A 14,830-nucleotide genomic window follows, 5' to 3' on the forward strand; every position below is an offset into this window, starting at 1 on the left:
CCCCTCAATAGCTTCCTGAGCCGTTACTCCGCACTCGCGTGATCAGAGGCGTAACTCGCGTGATCAGAGGCGTAACTCGCCGACGTACTCCGCAAGGTGCTCGCCGGTGAGCGTCGAAGCGGCCGCGACGAGATCGGACGGAGTGCCCTCGAAGACGATCTTGCCGCCGTCGTGGCCGGCACCCGGGCCGAGGTCGATGATCCAGTCGGCATGCGCCATGACCGCTTGGTGGTGCTCGATCACGATCACGGATTTGCCCGCGTCGACGAGCCGGTCGAGCAGGCCGAGCAGGTTCTCGACGTCGGCGAGGTGCAGACCGGTGGTCGGCTCGTCGAGGACATAGACGCCGCCCTTGTCGCCCATGTGCGTCGCGAGCTTCAGCCGCTGCCGTTCACCGCCGGAGAGCGTGGTGAGCGGCTGGCCGAGGCTGACGTAGCCGAGCCCGACGTCGTCGAGCCTGCTGAGGATCGCGTGTGCGGCGGGGATGCGCCCTTCGCCCTCGCCGAAGAACTTCACGGCCTCGGACACCGGCATTTCGAGTGCCTCGCTGATGTTCTTGCCGCCGAAGGTGTACTCCAGCACCGACGCCTGGAACCGCTTGCCCTCGCACTCCTCGCAAGTGGTCGCGGTACCGGCCATGATGCCGAGGTCGGTGTAGATGACGCCCGCGCCGTTGCAGGTCGGGCAGGCGCCCTCGGAGTTGGCGCTGAACAGCGCGGGCTTCACGCCGTTGGCCTTGGCGAAGGCCTTGCGGATCGGTTCGAGCAGGCCGGTGTAGGTGGCCGGGTTGCTCCGCCGCGAGCCGCGGATGGGCGTCTGGTCGACCGAGACCACGCCTTCGGCGGCGGGGATCGAGCCGTGGATCAGCGAACTCTTGCCGGAGCCCGCGACGCCGGTGACGACGCAGAGGACGCCGAGCGGGACGTCGACGTCCACGTTCCGGAGGTTGTGCCGGTCGGCGCCGCGGATCTCCAGTTTGCCGGTGGGTTCGCGGACGCTGTCCTTGAGCGCCGCCCGGTCGTCGAGGTGCCTGCCGGTGATGGTGTCGCTGGCGCGCAGGCCTTCGAGGGTGCCCTCGAAGCAGATCGTCCCGCCCGCGGTGCCCGCGCCGGGGCCGAGGTCGACGACGTGGTCGGCGATGGCGATCGTCTCCGGCTTGTGCTCGACGACCAGCACCGTGTTTCCCTTGTCGCGCAGCTGCTGGAGCAGGTTGTTCATCCGCTGGATGTCGTGCGGGTGCAGCCCGATGGTGGGTTCGTCGAAGACGTAGGTGACGTCGGTGAGCGACGAGCCGAGGTGCCGGATCATCTTCGTGCGCTGCGCCTCACCACCCGAAAGCGTGCCGGACGGCCGGTCGAGGGAGAGGTAGCCGAGCCCGATGTCGACGAAGGAGTCGAGCGTGTGCTGAAGCTTCTCCAGCAGCGGCGCGACCGACGGTTCCTTGAGCCCGCGGACCCAGCCGGCGAGGTCGCTGATCTGCATCCTGCAGGCGTCGGCGATGTTGATCCGCTTGATCTTCGAAGACCGCGCGAGCTCGCTGAGACGGCTCCCGTCGCATTCGGGGCAGACGGCGAACGTGACCGCCCGGTCCACGAACGTGCGGATATGCGGCTGCATCGCCTCGCGGTCCTTGGCCAGGAACGACTTCTGGATCGTGGGGATCAGCCCCGAGTAGGTCAGGTTGATGCCCTCGATCTTGAGCTTGACCGGCTCCTTGTAGAGCAGATCGTCCAGCTGCCGCTTGGTGTAGGACTTGATCGGCTTGTCGGGGTCGAAGAAACCGCAGCCGCGGAGGATGCGGCCGTACCAGCCGTCCATGGAGAAACCGGGGATCGTCAGCGCGTTCTCGTTGAGGGATTTGGTGTCGTCGTAGAGGGCGGTGAGGTCGATGTCGTTGACCTTGCCCCGGCCTTCGCAGCGGGCGCACATCCCGCCGGTGATGCTGAACTCGCGGCGTTCCTTCGTGGTCCGTCCGGCCTTCTCGACGGTCACGGCGCCCGCGCCGGAGATCGAGGCGACGTTGAAGGAGAACGCCTGCGGCGAGCCGATATGCGGTTTGCCGATCCGGCTGAAGAGGATGCGCAGCATCGCGTAGGCGTCGGTGGCGGTGCCGACCGTGGAGCGGGGATCGGAGCCCATCCGCTGCTGGTCGACGATGATCGCGGTGGTCAGGCCGTCGAGCACGTCGACCTCGGGCCTGGCCAGCGTCGGCATGAAGCCCTGCACGAAGGTGCTGTACGTCTCGTTGATCAGCCGCTGCGACTCGGCCGCGATCGTGTCGAAGACCAGTGAGCTCTTGCCGGACCCGGAGACACCGGTGAACACCGTCAGTCGTCGCTTCGGCAGCTCGACGGCGACGTTCTTGAGGTTGTTCTCGTTCGCGCCGAGTACCCGGATCAGGTCGTGGTTGTCGGCGGGGTGTTCCTCGGGCGGCTGCGGCTTGGTGGTCTTGCGCATCGTCTCTCCATCCTCGTGCGGGCCGCGTGTACGTTCCGTCAGCCTCACCGGGCTCGATCTAACCAGCTCCGAGCCGTTCGTCCTCATCGGTGATCACGCTAGGTGAACGCGGCCCGCCGCCGCTTCTCGATTCCTGATCGGTCTCCACGCCCCTGTTCAGACGCTCCAGCCCTCGCTCTTGGTCGCCTTCAGGTAGTCCTCGACCGGCGGCCCGACCGGCCTGCCCTCGTACTGCGTCGAGAGCACCACCGACGACCGGATCTCGCCGTGTTTGCCCAGCCGTTCGAAGAGACCTTCGAGATGTTCGAGCGACACGGCCCGGACCTTCAGCATGGTGCAGCGGTCGCCGCTGAGCCGGTGCAGTTCGACCACCTCGGGGTAGTCGTCGGATTTGCTGGTGCGCAGCAGGCAGCTGCCGAGCGAGCAGCGCATTTCGACGAACGCCTGGAGGTCGTACCCGGCGCGGCGCGCGTCGACCTGCGCGCGGTACCCGGTGATGACACCCGCCTCCTCCAGCCGCCGGACCCGTTCGGCGACCGCCGGGGCGGAGAGGTTCACGCGGCGGCCCAGTTCCTTGAACGAGAGCCGCCCGTCGCTCTGGAGCGTTTCGACGAGCCGCCAGTCGAGGTCGTCCAGCGCTCTTTCCGATCGTAAGGTCATCGCGCCCGGATTCCTTTCATGATGCGCCTCGCACCCCCGCGAGGCCTTCGACAGCCTATTCGCCGAGACGCCAGGAATCCCTAGATTCGAATCATGAAACCGATGTTCGCGCTCTTCATGGGTGTCGCCTGTCTCAGCACCGCGGTCGTCGGCCTGTCCACCACGGCGGCGTTGATCGTGGTCGAGCACGCCGGTGCCGCCTGGAGCGGGCTGCCGAACGCGGTGCTGGTGCTCGGGTCCGCCGCGGGTTCGCTGTCTTCGGGATCCCTGGCTGCTCGCTACGGCAGGCGCTTCGTCCTGGTGCTGATGTACGGGGCCGCGGTGGTGGGGGCGCTGATCTCGTTCGCCGGCGTGCTCGGCGGATCCGTGCTCGCGCTGGTGGCCGGGATGCCCTTGATCGGCTTCGGCAACAGCGGGGCCCAGCTCTCGCGGTACACGGCCGCGGATCTGTCGCCCGAGCACCGCAAGGGGTTCGCACTGTCCACAATGGTCTGGGCGGGGACCGTCGGCGCGGTGGCGGGGCCCGCCTTGATCGCGCCGGCCGCGGCGAAGGCCGAAGCCGCCGAACTGCCGGCGCTGTCCGGTCCGATCGCGGCCGGGGCGATGGTCGTGGCCATCGCGGTGCTCGCCGTCGTCACGCTGCCGCGCGGCCTCGCCGCTCCGGAGGAGGGCGTGCCGAGGCGGGAGCGGATGTCCGTGCGGAATCCGGTGATCCTCGGGCCGCTCGTGGCGATGGTCGGCGCGCAGCTGGCCATGGTGGCGGTGATGACGATGACCCCGGTCCAGCTGCACCAGCACGGTCAGGGGCTCGACGTCGTCGGCTGGGTGCTGAGCGCCCATCTGGTCGGGATGTTCGCGCTGGCACCGTTGTCCGGCTGGATCGCCGACCGATGGGGCGGCCGCGCGGCCATCTTCGGCGGGATCGGCACGCTCACCGTCGCGGCGGTCACCGCGATCGGCGCCCCCGATTCGCATCACGTGGGAATCCCGTTCGCGATGTTCCTGCTTGGCTACGGCTGGAACCTGGTGTTCGTCGGCGGCAGCAGCATGCTCAGCCGCGATCTCCCGCCCGCGCAGCGGACGAGGGCGCAGGGCACGGTCGACGCCTTCGTCTGGGGGACGTCCGCCGCGGCGAGTCTGCTCGCCGGGCAGCTGTTCGGCCTGGGCGGATACGTTCTGGTCGCCGTCGCGGGCGGCCTGTGCGCGCTCACCCCGCTCGCGGTGATCGGCCGCCGGGCGGCCGCGCCGGAACCCGTTGAAAAAGCCGGGCTCAGCTGATCTGCGAAACCCGGGCCCTGCCGTCATACTGCTTCACTCCGACACGAACCGAACCCGTGATGACGCAGATCACGTGGGTGACCGATTCGGAGGGTCCTAGGGTGAAAGCAGACAAGGTGCGGGAGATCGGGGGTGCACGATGAGCGAGTTCGCGGTGAATCTGCGAGACCGGGTACGGCAGGCGAGGGAAGACGTCCAGATCGCCAAGCAGGCCTCGGACGAGGACAGGGCTTCGGCCGTCGGTGCCGACCTGGCCAACCTGGAGCGACTGGCCGCCGAGCACGGGGTGGAACTGCCTGAGCAGACCTCGGGTGACATCCGGGCGTGACCCCGGGTTCCGTGCCGGTGATCGGCCTTTGACACCCTGGGGCGTGTGACCGACAGCCTGAACCGGATCCGTGCCTTCCTGGCGGATCGCGAACCGCCGACACCCTGCCTGGTGGTGGACACCGACCTGGTCGCGGAGCGTGCGGCCGCGGTCTCGGCGGCTTTCCCGGACGCGCTGATCCGGTACGCGGTCAAGGCGAATCCCACGCCAGGGGTCCTGGACGCGGTGCTGTCGGCCGGTGCGGGATTCGACGTGGCCGGGACGGCGGAGATCGAGCTGTGCCTGTCCCGTGGCGCGCGAGCGGCGGAACTGGCCTACGGCAACACGATCAAGAAACCGGCGGACATCACCTTCGCGTACGAACGCGGAGTCCGTGAATTCACCACGGACTCCGCCGGGGATCTGGCGAATCTGGCCGAGCACGCGCCCGGTTCGCTGGTCTCGGTCCGCTTGCTGACCGGCGGTCCGGATTCGGTGACGCCGTTCGGCCACAAGTTCGGCTGTGAACCGGAGGTGGCCGCGGCGCTGCTCCGCCAGGCGGTGGAAGCCGGGCTGCGGCCGGGAATCGCGTTCCACGTCGGTTCGCAGCAGCCGGATCCGGCCGCCTGGGAGATCGGGATCGCGACCGCGGCCAAGGTCGCCGCCGACGCGGGCGTCGGCCTGGAGCGGCTCAACATCGGCGGCGGGTTCGCCACCGAGCACCGGGAACCCGTGCCGTCGCTGACGGACTACGCGGGCGTGATCCACGCCGCCCTCGAAGCGCATCTGCCGGAGCCGGAGCTGATGCTGGAGCCGGGCCGCGTGATCGTCGCCGACGCCGGGCTCATCAGGACCGAAGTCGTGCTGGTGACCACCCGGGCCGCCGCCGACGAACGCCGCTGGGTCTACCTCGACGTCGGCAGGTACAACGGAATGGCGGAGTGTGAGAACGAAGCCGTCGCGTATCGGCTGGAGCCCGTCGGCGTTAAGGGTCCGGAAGGGCCGGTGGTCCTCGCCGGGCCGACCTGCGATGGTGACGACGTGCTGTACCAGCGGACGCCGTGCGCGCTGCCGAGGTCGTTGAAGGCGGGTGACCGGCTGGACATCCCGGGCACCGGGGCGTACACCGCCAGCTACTCGTCCATCGCCTTCAACGGAATCGAGCCGTTGCGCACCTATTGTGTGGGGAGGTTCGCCGATGTCGGCTGAAGTACCGCTCGTCGGCCGGTTCGCAGGCCGCCACGTGCTCGCGGAGTTCGAGGGGATCGAGCCGTCGCTGCTCGACGACGCCTCGCTCCTGAAGAAGACCCTCGCCGACGCGGTGACCGAGGCGGGGGCGACGGTCTGCGAAGTCGTGTCGCATTCCTTCGCCCCGCAAGGGGTCACCGTGCTGGCGCTGCTGGCCGAATCGCACGCTTCCGTGCACACCTACCCGGAGATCGGCTCGGTGTTCGTGGACGTGTTCACCTGCGGAGACCGGGCGGATCCGGAGCGCGCGGTCACGCTGCTGGCGAAGCTGCTCGGCGCCGGCACCGTCCGGATGTCCACTGTGGAACGAGGAGAGAGCTGATGGCGCAACGAGTGATCGTCGAGCCGATGGGCGCGGGGCTCACCCGGAACTGGGACGTCGAGGAGGTCCTGTTCGAAGGCCGTACCGCGTTCCAGAACGTCCTCATCGGACGGACCGCGCAGGGGATCTCCCTCTTCTGCGACGACGAACGGCAGAGCACCGAACTGAGCCAGCTCGTCTACCACGAGGCGCTGATGGTCCCGTCGCTGCTGCTCGCCGAGCGCGTCGAGCGGGTGCTGATCATCGGCTCCAGCGAAGGGGTCGCCTCCCAGCTCGCGGTCGCCGCCGGGGCCGAGGTGGTCGATCACGTCGACATCGACGTCGAAGCGGTGCGGGTCTGCGCCGAGCACCTTCCCTACGGTTACACCCTCGACGAGCTGGCCCGTGCCGAGCGCGGGGAGGGGAAGGTCCGCGTCCACTACCGCGACGGCTGGGAGTTCCTCGCCGAGGCTCAGGAGCGCGGGGACACCTACGACGTCGTCGTGATCGATCTGCCGGACGAGAACGACGATCCCGAGGCGCAGCACAACCGGTTGTACGGCGCCGACTTCCTGGCCCGGTGCACGGCACTGCTGTCCGGCGGAGGAGTGGTCGGTTGCCAGGCTGGCTGCCCGACGCTGTGGCGCAATCAGACGCTGATCGCGTCGTGGCACCGGTTCACCGAGTCGTTCGGGACCGTTCTCTACTACGGTTCGGACGAACACGAGTGGGCCTTCCTGAGCGGCCGGGCCGACGTGCTCGACGATCCCGGCGCCCTGGTCGCGGAGCGGATCGGCAAGGCGGGGATCGGGGAGTCCACTATGGACGAAGACGCGCTGAGGGCGAACACGGTGCCGCCGTTTTCCCTGCGGCGTCGCTGAGACTTCTCGCCGGGATGAGGCGGCTCCGGCGTGTCGCGAAAGCCACTTTCGCGACGCCTGGGGTCCCGAAAGTGGCTTTCGCGACGTCCGCCGGATCCCTGCGTCGAAGCGGCAATCACGCGTGACTGGAGGGACGGGCGATCGCTGGTAGGGCCGTTGGTCACCGGAACCGGGGACTTGTCCTCCGCGATGCGCGACCGTGCGGCCCTAGGGCGCGCGAGCGTAATCGGAAAGGCTTCACGCAGTCGAAAGGGTGCGGTGAGGTCATGGCGCGTTTGGGAAGCCTGCTCGGGAAGGGCCGGTCGGTGCGGCCGAGTCTGCTTCCGTTGCTGGACTTGAGGTCCGCGGCGTTGACGTTGCGGTCCGGTCACGGGCTGGCCCCGACGGGGTCGGGGAGTGTCTGCTTCGTCGCGGAAGGCCGTCCTGGGGCGGGGACGGACGCGGAGATCGTCGCCGGTCTCGCCGGGGACACCGTCCGCCGCAACGTGGTCATCCACGACGCGCACGGGCGGACGATCGTGCGCTGCTGGCGGGAGAACGGCGACCTCGGCTGGCTGCTCGACGACCTCGCCGACGTCAACGAGAGCCTGGCGCAGGCCGGGTTCGCGACCTGGTTGCTGCATACGACGGTCGACTTCGCCGAGTTGCGGGACATGCGGCATCCGAGGCTGACCATGGTCTACCGCCGGGAGCGCGGCACCTTCTACCCGTACGCCCCGCTCGGGACCCGCGGCAGGGACAGGGCGACGGAACTGAAGATCCGCTCGTCGCTGACCCGGATCGTGCCGATGGAGCCGGACATCGGCCGGTGGCACCCGGTGTGACGGGTTCCGGTCAGCCGGGCGCGCCGCCGAGCCAGCCGCGCAGCCGTTGGACGCGCCGGTCCCGTGGGTTCCACCGGGACCGCTTGACGAAGGCCGCGCCGTCGAAATGCCGGATGGCGGTCAGGACCTCGTCGAGCAGCGAGGCGTGCGTCTCGGTTTTCGCCACGACTCTCGGCGCCCGCTCTGGCTCGGCGGCGATCGATGCCCGGCGGGTGATGGCGTGCGTGCCGGGACGGCGGCGGGTTTCGCAGATCCTCGTGGTCACGTCCCGGTCCCCTTTCCCTCGCCCACGGTCCGGTGGGCGTCACCTTCGACGATGAGGCACCGGGTGCCGTTCCGGTCACCGCCGAAGGTCGTGCCATCGAAGGCACAAAGACCTCTCTCGGTCGCCGGGCGGGTACGGCGGGTCACGGGTCGGCTTCGAAACGCCGAGTGGGCCGGAGACGGTGGGAGAATGCCCCGCCGGCGTCTCGCCTCCATTTCCGGGAATCGGCGAGATCACGATCGACGGAGAAGGTGTATGCCGAACCCGACGTTCCCGCAGCCCGAGTCCCCGGCCGCGGCCCCGATCCGGGTGCTGCTCGTCGAGGACCACAAGATGGTGGCCGAAGCGCTGGGTGCGGCCTTCGAGGAATTTCCGGAGATCGACCTGGTGGCGTCGGTGGAGTCACTGGCGGGCGGAATGATCGCGGCGGAGAAGCATCTGCCCGACATCGTCCTGCTCGATCGGCGGCTGCCGGACGGCGACGGGATCGAGGCGATCGCCCGATTCCGCGCGATCTCGCCGTCGAGCAGGGTGCTCGTGCTGACCGGTGACGCGAACAGCGCCATCGTCGCCAGGATCCTGGAGGTCGGCGGGGCCGGGCTGTTGCTGAAATCTGGTCTCCTCGACGAATTGGTCACCGCGATCCGGACGGTCGCGGCCGGCGACGTGGTCATCGACCCGGAACTGCTCAGCGGCGCCTTGGCCATGCTGGCCGGGAGTTCCGGCAGGCTCGGGCCGTTGCTGACCCTGCGGGAGCGGCAGGTGCTCTGCCTGATCGCGGAAGGCGCGGGAACCGATCGGATCGCCGAGGAGCTGCGGCTGGCCAGGAATACCGTGCGGAATCACGTGCAGCGGATCCTGGTGAAGACCGGCACCCATTCGAAACTCGAAGCGGTGGCCCATGCCCGCAAGAATGGCCTCCTCGAACGGCCGTAGCGGGGAGAGGTATCCGGGTGGCAAGCTGCACTATGGCCATGCTGCCATCGAAACGGACATCTGATCACCGCGGCGCTGTGCTGTTCGAGTTGTTCATGCACAGCGTAGTCGACTACGCCATTTACCTGCTGGACGTCGACGGTCACGTGATCAGCTGGAATCCGGGGGCGGAACGGATCAAGGGGTATTCGGAGGACGAGATCCTCGGCCGCCATTTCTCCGTTTTCTACCCCGAGGACGACGTCGCCGCCGGTAAACCCACCTCGGAGCTGCTGATCGCCGCTGAGCTGGGGAGTCACGAGGACGAGGGCTGGCGGGTCCGCCGCGGCGGTGAACGGTTCTGGGCCAACACCGTGATCACCGCGTTGCGGGATGAAGAGGGCCGCCTCGTCGGTTTCGGCAAAGTGACCCGTGATCTCACCGAACGCCGGAAATCGCAGGAGGAAAAAGCCGAGCGGCGGCAGGCGTTCGCGCATTTGGTCCGGGCCCAAGAAACCGAACGTCGCCGTATCGCGTGGGATGTTCACGACGATTCCATCCAGTCGATGATCGCGGTGAGCATGCGGCTGCAGATGCTCGCCGCGCAACGGCGGGATTCCGCATTGACGCAACTCGACGAAGCGATCCAAGGGGCGATCCGGCGGTTGCGGATCCTCGTGGCCCAATTGCGCCCGCCCGCGCTCAACGACGACGACCTGGTCGCGTCCGTCCGCGACTATCTCGACGAGGTCGTCGCCGGCTGGGGACTCGACCGCACGCTGCGGCATGACCTGCCGGTCCAGCCGCCGCCCGAACTCGTCGTCACGGTCTTCAGGATCCTTCAGGAGGCGTTGGTGAACGTGCGGAAACACGCGAACGCCACCGCCGTCGTGGTTTCGCTGACCGGACAGGACGGCGGTCTGCTGGTCAAGGTCGTCGACAACGGGGACGGGATGAAGCCGGACGTCGAGAGTGCCCACGAAATGTTGTCGGGTGAGCACATCGGAATGGCGTCGATGCGTGAACGTGCGGAAGCGGCGCAAGGATGGCTCCGGATTTCCAGCAGGCCCGGCGAAGGGACGTCGGTGGTCTTCTGGATTCCGCTCGGCCCGGCCGGGCCCGTGCGGAGATGACGGTCGCCCCCTGGAGCCGCGGGGAGCCGGAACGAAGGAGGCACCTCGATGCCGGAACCGGTAGCCAAGCGTGGGCCGAGAGACGCGGTGCGGGTGGGCGGGGCGATCGACGACGAGGGTCTGCAGCGGTTGCTGGAGGGGCTGAAAGCCGTTCGCGACGGCGATTTCAGCACCAGGCTGCCGCAGGTGGACGACGTCCTGATGAACGAGATGGCGGTCGTCTTCAACGGGATGGTCGACCAGCTGGCGCTGTTCACCTCCGAGGTCACCCGGGTCGCCCGCGAGGTGGGGACCGACGGGAAGCTCGGCGGGCAGGCGGCGGTGCCCTCGGTCTCGGGGACCTGGAAGGACCTCACCGATTCGGTGAACGCGATGGCGGGCAACCTCACCGGTCAGGTCCGCGACATCGCCGAGGTCGCGACCGCGGTGGCGAAAGGTGATCTGTCCCAGAAGATCACCGTCGACGTCAAGGGCGAGATGCTCGAGCTGAAGAACACGATCAACACGATGGTGGATCAGTTGTCGTCGTTCGCCGATGAGGTCACGCGCGTGGCGCGCGAGGTCGGCAGCGAGGGACGGCTGGGCGGGCAGGCGGAAGTCCCCGGTGTGGCGGGGACGTGGCGGGATCTGACGACGTCGGTGAACTTCATGGCGGGCAACCTGACCGATCAGGTGCGCTCGATCGCCGAGGTCACCACGGCGGTGGCGAAGGGTGACTTGTCGCAGAAGATCACGGTGGACGCGCGGGGCGAGATCCTGGAGTTGAAGAACACGATCAACACGATGGTGGATCAGTTGTCGTCGTTCGCCGATGAGGTCACCCGGGTCGCGCGCGAGGTCGGTACCGAAGGCGCGCTCGGCGGGCAGGCCCAGGTGCCCGGCGTGGCGGGGACGTGGCGGGATCTGACGACGTCGGTGAACTTCATGGCCGGCAACCTCACCGCGCAGGTGCGTTCCATCGCCCAGGTGGCCACGGCGGTGGCGAAGGGTGACTTGTCGCAGAAGATCACGGTGGACGCGCGGGGCGAGATCCTGGAGTTGAAGAACACGATCAACACGATGGTCGATCAGCTGTCCTCGTTCGCCGATGAAGTCACGCGCGTGGCGCGCGAGGTGGGCACGGAAGGACGGCTGGGTGGCCAGGCGGACGTCAAGGGTGTTTCGGGGACGTGGAAGGGCCTGACGGAGTCGGTGAACGTCATGGCCGACAACCTGACCGATCAGGTGCGCTCGATCGCCGAGGTCACCACCGCTGTCGCGAAGGGCGACCTGTCGCAGAAGATCCGCGTCGACGCGCGCGGCGAGATCCTGGAACTCAAGGACACCATCAACACGATGGTCGGCCAGTTGTCGTCGTTCGCCGACGAGGTCACCCGGGTCGCCCGCGAGGTGGGCACCGAGGGACGGCTTGGCGGGCAAGCGGACGTCAAGGGTGTTTCGGGGACGTGGAAGGGCCTGACGGAGTCGGTGAACGTCATGGCGGACAACCTGACCGATCAGGTGCGCTCCATCGCGCAGGTCGCGACGGCGGTCGCCAGGGGCGATCTGTCCCAGAAGATCACCGTCGAGGCCAAGGGCGAGGTCGCCGCGCTCGCGCAGACGATCAACACGATGGTCGACACACTGTCCGCCTTCGCGGACGAGGTCACTCGCGTGGCGCGGGAGGTCGGCACCGAGGGCATCCTCGGCGGACAGGCCAGGGTGCCGAACGTCGCCGGTACCTGGAAGGACCTCACCGACAACGTCAACTCGATGGCGAACAACCTCACCGGACAGGTCCGCAACATCGCCCAGGTGACCACCGCGGTCGCGCAGGGCGACCTCTCCCGCAAGATCGACGTCGACGCGCGCGGCGAGATCCTGGAACTCAAGACCACCATCAACACGATGGTCGACCAGCTTTCCGCCTTCGCCGCGGAGGTCACGCGGGTCGCCCGCGAAGTCGGCAGTGAAGGACGGCTCGGTGGCCAGGCGGAGGTCGAAGGTGTTTCGGGCACCTGGAAGCGGCTGACGGAAAACGTCAACGAGCTGGCCGGGAACCTGACGCGCCAGGTCCGGGCGATCGCCGAGGTCACCAGCGCGGTGGCCACCGGCGACCTCACCCGGTCCATCTCCGTCGAGGCGCAGGGCGAGGTCGCGGAGCTGAAGGACAACATCAACGCGATGGTCCAGTCGCTGCGCGAGACCACGCGGGCCAACGAGGAACAGGACTGGCTCAACACCAACCTCGCCCGGATTTCGGGCCTGATGCAGGGCCACCGGGATCTGCGGGTGGTGGCCACGCTCATCATGAACGAGCTGACCCCGCTGGTCGGCGCGCAGCACGGGACGTTGTTCCTCACCGAGGCCGGTGAGCACGGCACCCGGTTGCGGCTGATCACCAGCTACGGGCACAGCGAGGACCCGGACACGCCGTCGGGTTTCGCGATGGGGCAGTCGCTGATCGGGCAGGCCGCGCAGACCAAGAAACCGATCGTGGTCGACCGGACACCGCCGGGTTTCGTGAAGATCTCGTCGAGTCTCGGCTCCGCCCCGCCGGTCACCCTGATCGTGCTGCCGATCGTCTTCGAGGACCAGGTGCTCGGCGTCATCGAGCTCGCGTCGTTCGGTGAGTTCACCGCCGTCCGCAAGGATTTCCTCGAACAGCTGATGGAGACCATCGGCGTCAACGTCAACACGATCATCGCCAACGCGCGGACCGATTCGCTCCTGGAGGAATCCCAGCGGCTCGCACAGGAACTGCAGGCCCGCTCGGAGGAACTCCAGGCGCAGCAGGCGAAACTCCAGGTGTCGAACGCGGAACTGGAGGAGAAGGCCGAACTGCTCGCCCGGCAGAACCGCGACATCGAGGTGAAGAACTTCGAGATCGAGCAGGCACGCCAGGAGATCGAGGAACGCGCGCAGCAGCTCGCGCTGGCGTCGAAGTACAAGTCGGAGTTCCTGGCCAACATGTCGCACGAACTCCGGACGCCGTTGACCAGCCTGTTGATCCTCGCCGGGGTCCTGTCGCAGAACTCGACCCAGAACCTGACACCGAAACAGGTCGAGTTCGCCAAGGTCATCCAGTCCGCGGGCACCGATCTGCTGCAGCTGATCAACGACATCCTCGACCTGTCGAAGGTCGAGGCCGGCAAGATGGACATCCACCATGAGCCGTTCCCGCTGCGCCAGTTGCTGGACTACGTCGGCACGACGTTCCGTCCGCTGACCGCGGAGAAGGGGCTCGACTTCCAGGTCACCGTGGAACCCAACGTGCCGGAACTGCTGTTCACCGACGAGCAGCGACTGCGGCAGGTGCTGCGGAACCTGCTGTCGAACGCGGTCAAGTTCACCGAAGACGGCCGCGTCGAACTGCGGGTCAAACTGGTCGACACGATCGTTTCGCCGTCAGGCCCGCTCCCGCACGAATCGCTGGTGGCCTTCAGCGTCATCGACACCGGGATCGGGATCGCCGAGGAAAACCTCGAATCGATCTTCGGCGCCTTCCAGCAGGCCGACGGCACCACCAGCCGCAAGTACGGCGGCACCGGTCTCGGCCTGTCGATCAGCCGTGAGGTCGCCTACCTGCTCGGCGGCGAGATCCGGGCGGACAGCGCGCTGGGAACGGGCAGCACGTTCACCCTCTACCTGCCGGTGGCGAGGTTCGCCATGGCCCCCGGTTCCGAAGATTTCACAGGGTCCACAGTGGACACCGACGGCGCGGAACAACGGGTACTGGTGGTGGAGACCGAGCAGAACAGCCTGCTGACCCTGCTCGCCCGCGGTGTCGCGGCCGACGTCGCGGACAGTCACGGTTCGGTCCAGGTGAAGGCGGTGTCCGATCCGGCGGAAGCGTTCGAGGAGCTGAAGCGCGACAGCTACCGCTGCGTCGTGCTCGACACCAGCATCCCCGGGACGAGCGCGTTGACGTTCCTCAAACGGCTCGCCGAGGGCCCGGATCCCGTCGAAGTCCCCGTGCTGGCGTACGCGACCCGCAAGCTCAGTGCCGCGCAGGAACGGTTGCTGCACGGGCACGCCCGGGTGCATCCGGTCGAACTGCCGCCGTCGCTGGACATGCTGCGGGAGCGCATCATGCTGCACATCTCCGCGAGCGAACTCGAAGGCATCCTGCCGCTGATGCACCAGCCCGAGGTGAGCCTGGAGGAGACCGCTCAGGCCGCCGAACCGCCCGCCGGACCACCTCGGCTGCGGGGCCGCAAGGTCCTGCTCGTCGACGACGACGCCCGCAACGTGTTCGCGATCTCCGGGATGCTCGAACTGCACGGTCTCTCGGTGGTGCACGCGCCCAACGGCCGCAAGGGCATCGAGGAACTGCTGGCCGACGACGGCATCGACCTGATCCTGATGGACGTGATGATGCCGGAGATGGACGGCCACGCGACGACGGCCGCGATCCGCGAGATGCCGAGGTTCGCCGGCCTCCCGATCATCACGGTGACCGCGAAGGCGATGGAAGGGGACCGCGAGAAGAGCCTCGCCGCCGGGGCGAGCGACTACGTCACCAAACCCGTGAACGCGGCGGAACTGCTGACCTGTATGGAACGCTGGCTCGCGGACTGAG

Annotated in this window: 12 protein-coding genes; 9 read left to right on the plus strand and 3 right to left on the minus strand. The window is 68.0% G+C overall.

The window, feature by feature from the left end:
- Positions 1-63 precede the first annotated feature (63 nt).
- Both ACLJO0_RS25245 and ACLJO0_RS25250 read right to left on the minus strand, forming a co-directional pair.
- Positions 64-2,457, minus strand: coding sequence for an ATP-binding cassette domain-containing protein (locus ACLJO0_RS25245; protein ID WP_410580842.1), 2,394 nt, complete (start codon positions 2,455-2,457; stop codon positions 64-66).
- A 156-nt stretch (positions 2,458-2,613) separates the two neighbouring features.
- Positions 2,614-3,117 carry an Lrp/AsnC family transcriptional regulator gene (locus ACLJO0_RS25250; RefSeq protein ID WP_125781852.1) on the minus strand — a complete coding sequence of 168 codons (504 nt, stop codon included), beginning with the start codon at positions 3,115-3,117 and terminating at the stop codon, positions 2,614-2,616.
- Positions 3,118-3,210: 93 nt separating this feature from the next.
- Between ACLJO0_RS25250 and ACLJO0_RS25255 the strand changes: the two genes are divergently transcribed.
- The 6 genes from ACLJO0_RS25255 to pspAB all read left to right on the plus strand — a co-directional run bounded on the left by ACLJO0_RS25255 (position 3,211) and on the right by pspAB (position 7,956).
- Positions 3,211-4,395: an MFS transporter gene (locus ACLJO0_RS25255; RefSeq protein ID WP_410580843.1), complete on the plus strand. Its 1,185-nt coding sequence runs from the start codon at positions 3,211-3,213 to the stop codon at positions 4,393-4,395.
- Positions 4,396-4,534: 139 nt separating this feature from the next.
- Positions 4,535-4,723, plus strand: coding sequence for a hypothetical protein (locus ACLJO0_RS25260; RefSeq protein WP_125781848.1), 189 nt, complete (start codon positions 4,535-4,537; stop codon positions 4,721-4,723).
- A gap of 45 nt (positions 4,724-4,768) precedes the next feature.
- Positions 4,769-5,911, plus strand: coding sequence for a type III PLP-dependent enzyme (locus ACLJO0_RS25265; RefSeq protein ID WP_410580844.1), 1,143 nt, complete (start codon positions 4,769-4,771; stop codon positions 5,909-5,911).
- Entirely contained in the window at positions 5,901-6,272 is a 372-nt protein-coding gene (gene speD, locus ACLJO0_RS25270; RefSeq protein WP_410580845.1) for an adenosylmethionine decarboxylase, read from the plus strand. The genes ACLJO0_RS25265 and speD overlap by 11 nt, the downstream gene beginning before the upstream one ends.
- Positions 6,272-7,132, plus strand: coding sequence for a spermidine synthase (locus tag ACLJO0_RS25275; protein ID WP_410580847.1), 861 nt, complete (start codon positions 6,272-6,274; stop codon positions 7,130-7,132). Before speD ends, ACLJO0_RS25275 begins: the two co-directional genes overlap by 1 nt.
- A gap of 266 nt (positions 7,133-7,398) precedes the next feature.
- A complete protein-coding gene (gene pspAB / locus ACLJO0_RS25280; protein ID WP_410580848.1) occupies positions 7,399-7,956 on the plus strand; it encodes a PspA-associated protein PspAB in 558 nt (185 codons plus the stop codon).
- A 10-nt stretch (positions 7,957-7,966) separates the two neighbouring features.
- Here pspAB and ACLJO0_RS25285 read toward each other — a convergent pair whose 3' ends face one another.
- On the minus strand, positions 7,967-8,221 hold the full coding sequence (locus ACLJO0_RS25285; RefSeq protein WP_410580849.1) for a hypothetical protein: 255 nt from the start codon (positions 8,219-8,221) through the stop codon (positions 7,967-7,969).
- 255 nt (positions 8,222-8,476) lie between these two features.
- On the opposite strand from ACLJO0_RS25285, the gene ACLJO0_RS25290 reads away from it, so the two are divergent.
- The 3 genes from ACLJO0_RS25290 to ACLJO0_RS25300 all read left to right on the plus strand — a co-directional run bounded on the left by ACLJO0_RS25290 (position 8,477) and on the right by ACLJO0_RS25300 (position 14,829).
- Positions 8,477-9,157, plus strand: coding sequence for a response regulator (locus ACLJO0_RS25290; RefSeq protein ID WP_410580851.1), 681 nt, complete (start codon positions 8,477-8,479; stop codon positions 9,155-9,157).
- Positions 9,158-9,234: 77 nt separating this feature from the next.
- Positions 9,235-10,269 carry a PAS domain S-box protein gene (locus ACLJO0_RS25295; protein WP_410581246.1) on the plus strand — a complete coding sequence of 345 codons (1,035 nt, stop codon included), beginning with the start codon at positions 9,235-9,237 and terminating at the stop codon, positions 10,267-10,269.
- A 48-nt stretch (positions 10,270-10,317) separates the two neighbouring features.
- A complete protein-coding gene (locus ACLJO0_RS25300; protein ID WP_410580852.1) occupies positions 10,318-14,829 on the plus strand; it encodes a HAMP domain-containing protein in 4,512 nt (1,503 codons plus the stop codon).
- The last annotated feature ends 1 nt before the right edge of the window (position 14,830 follow it).

It is taken from the genome of Amycolatopsis sp. lyj-108 (genome assembly GCF_046549005.1).
In the GTDB taxonomy this organism is placed as follows: Bacteria; Actinomycetota; Actinomycetes; order Mycobacteriales; family Pseudonocardiaceae; genus Amycolatopsis.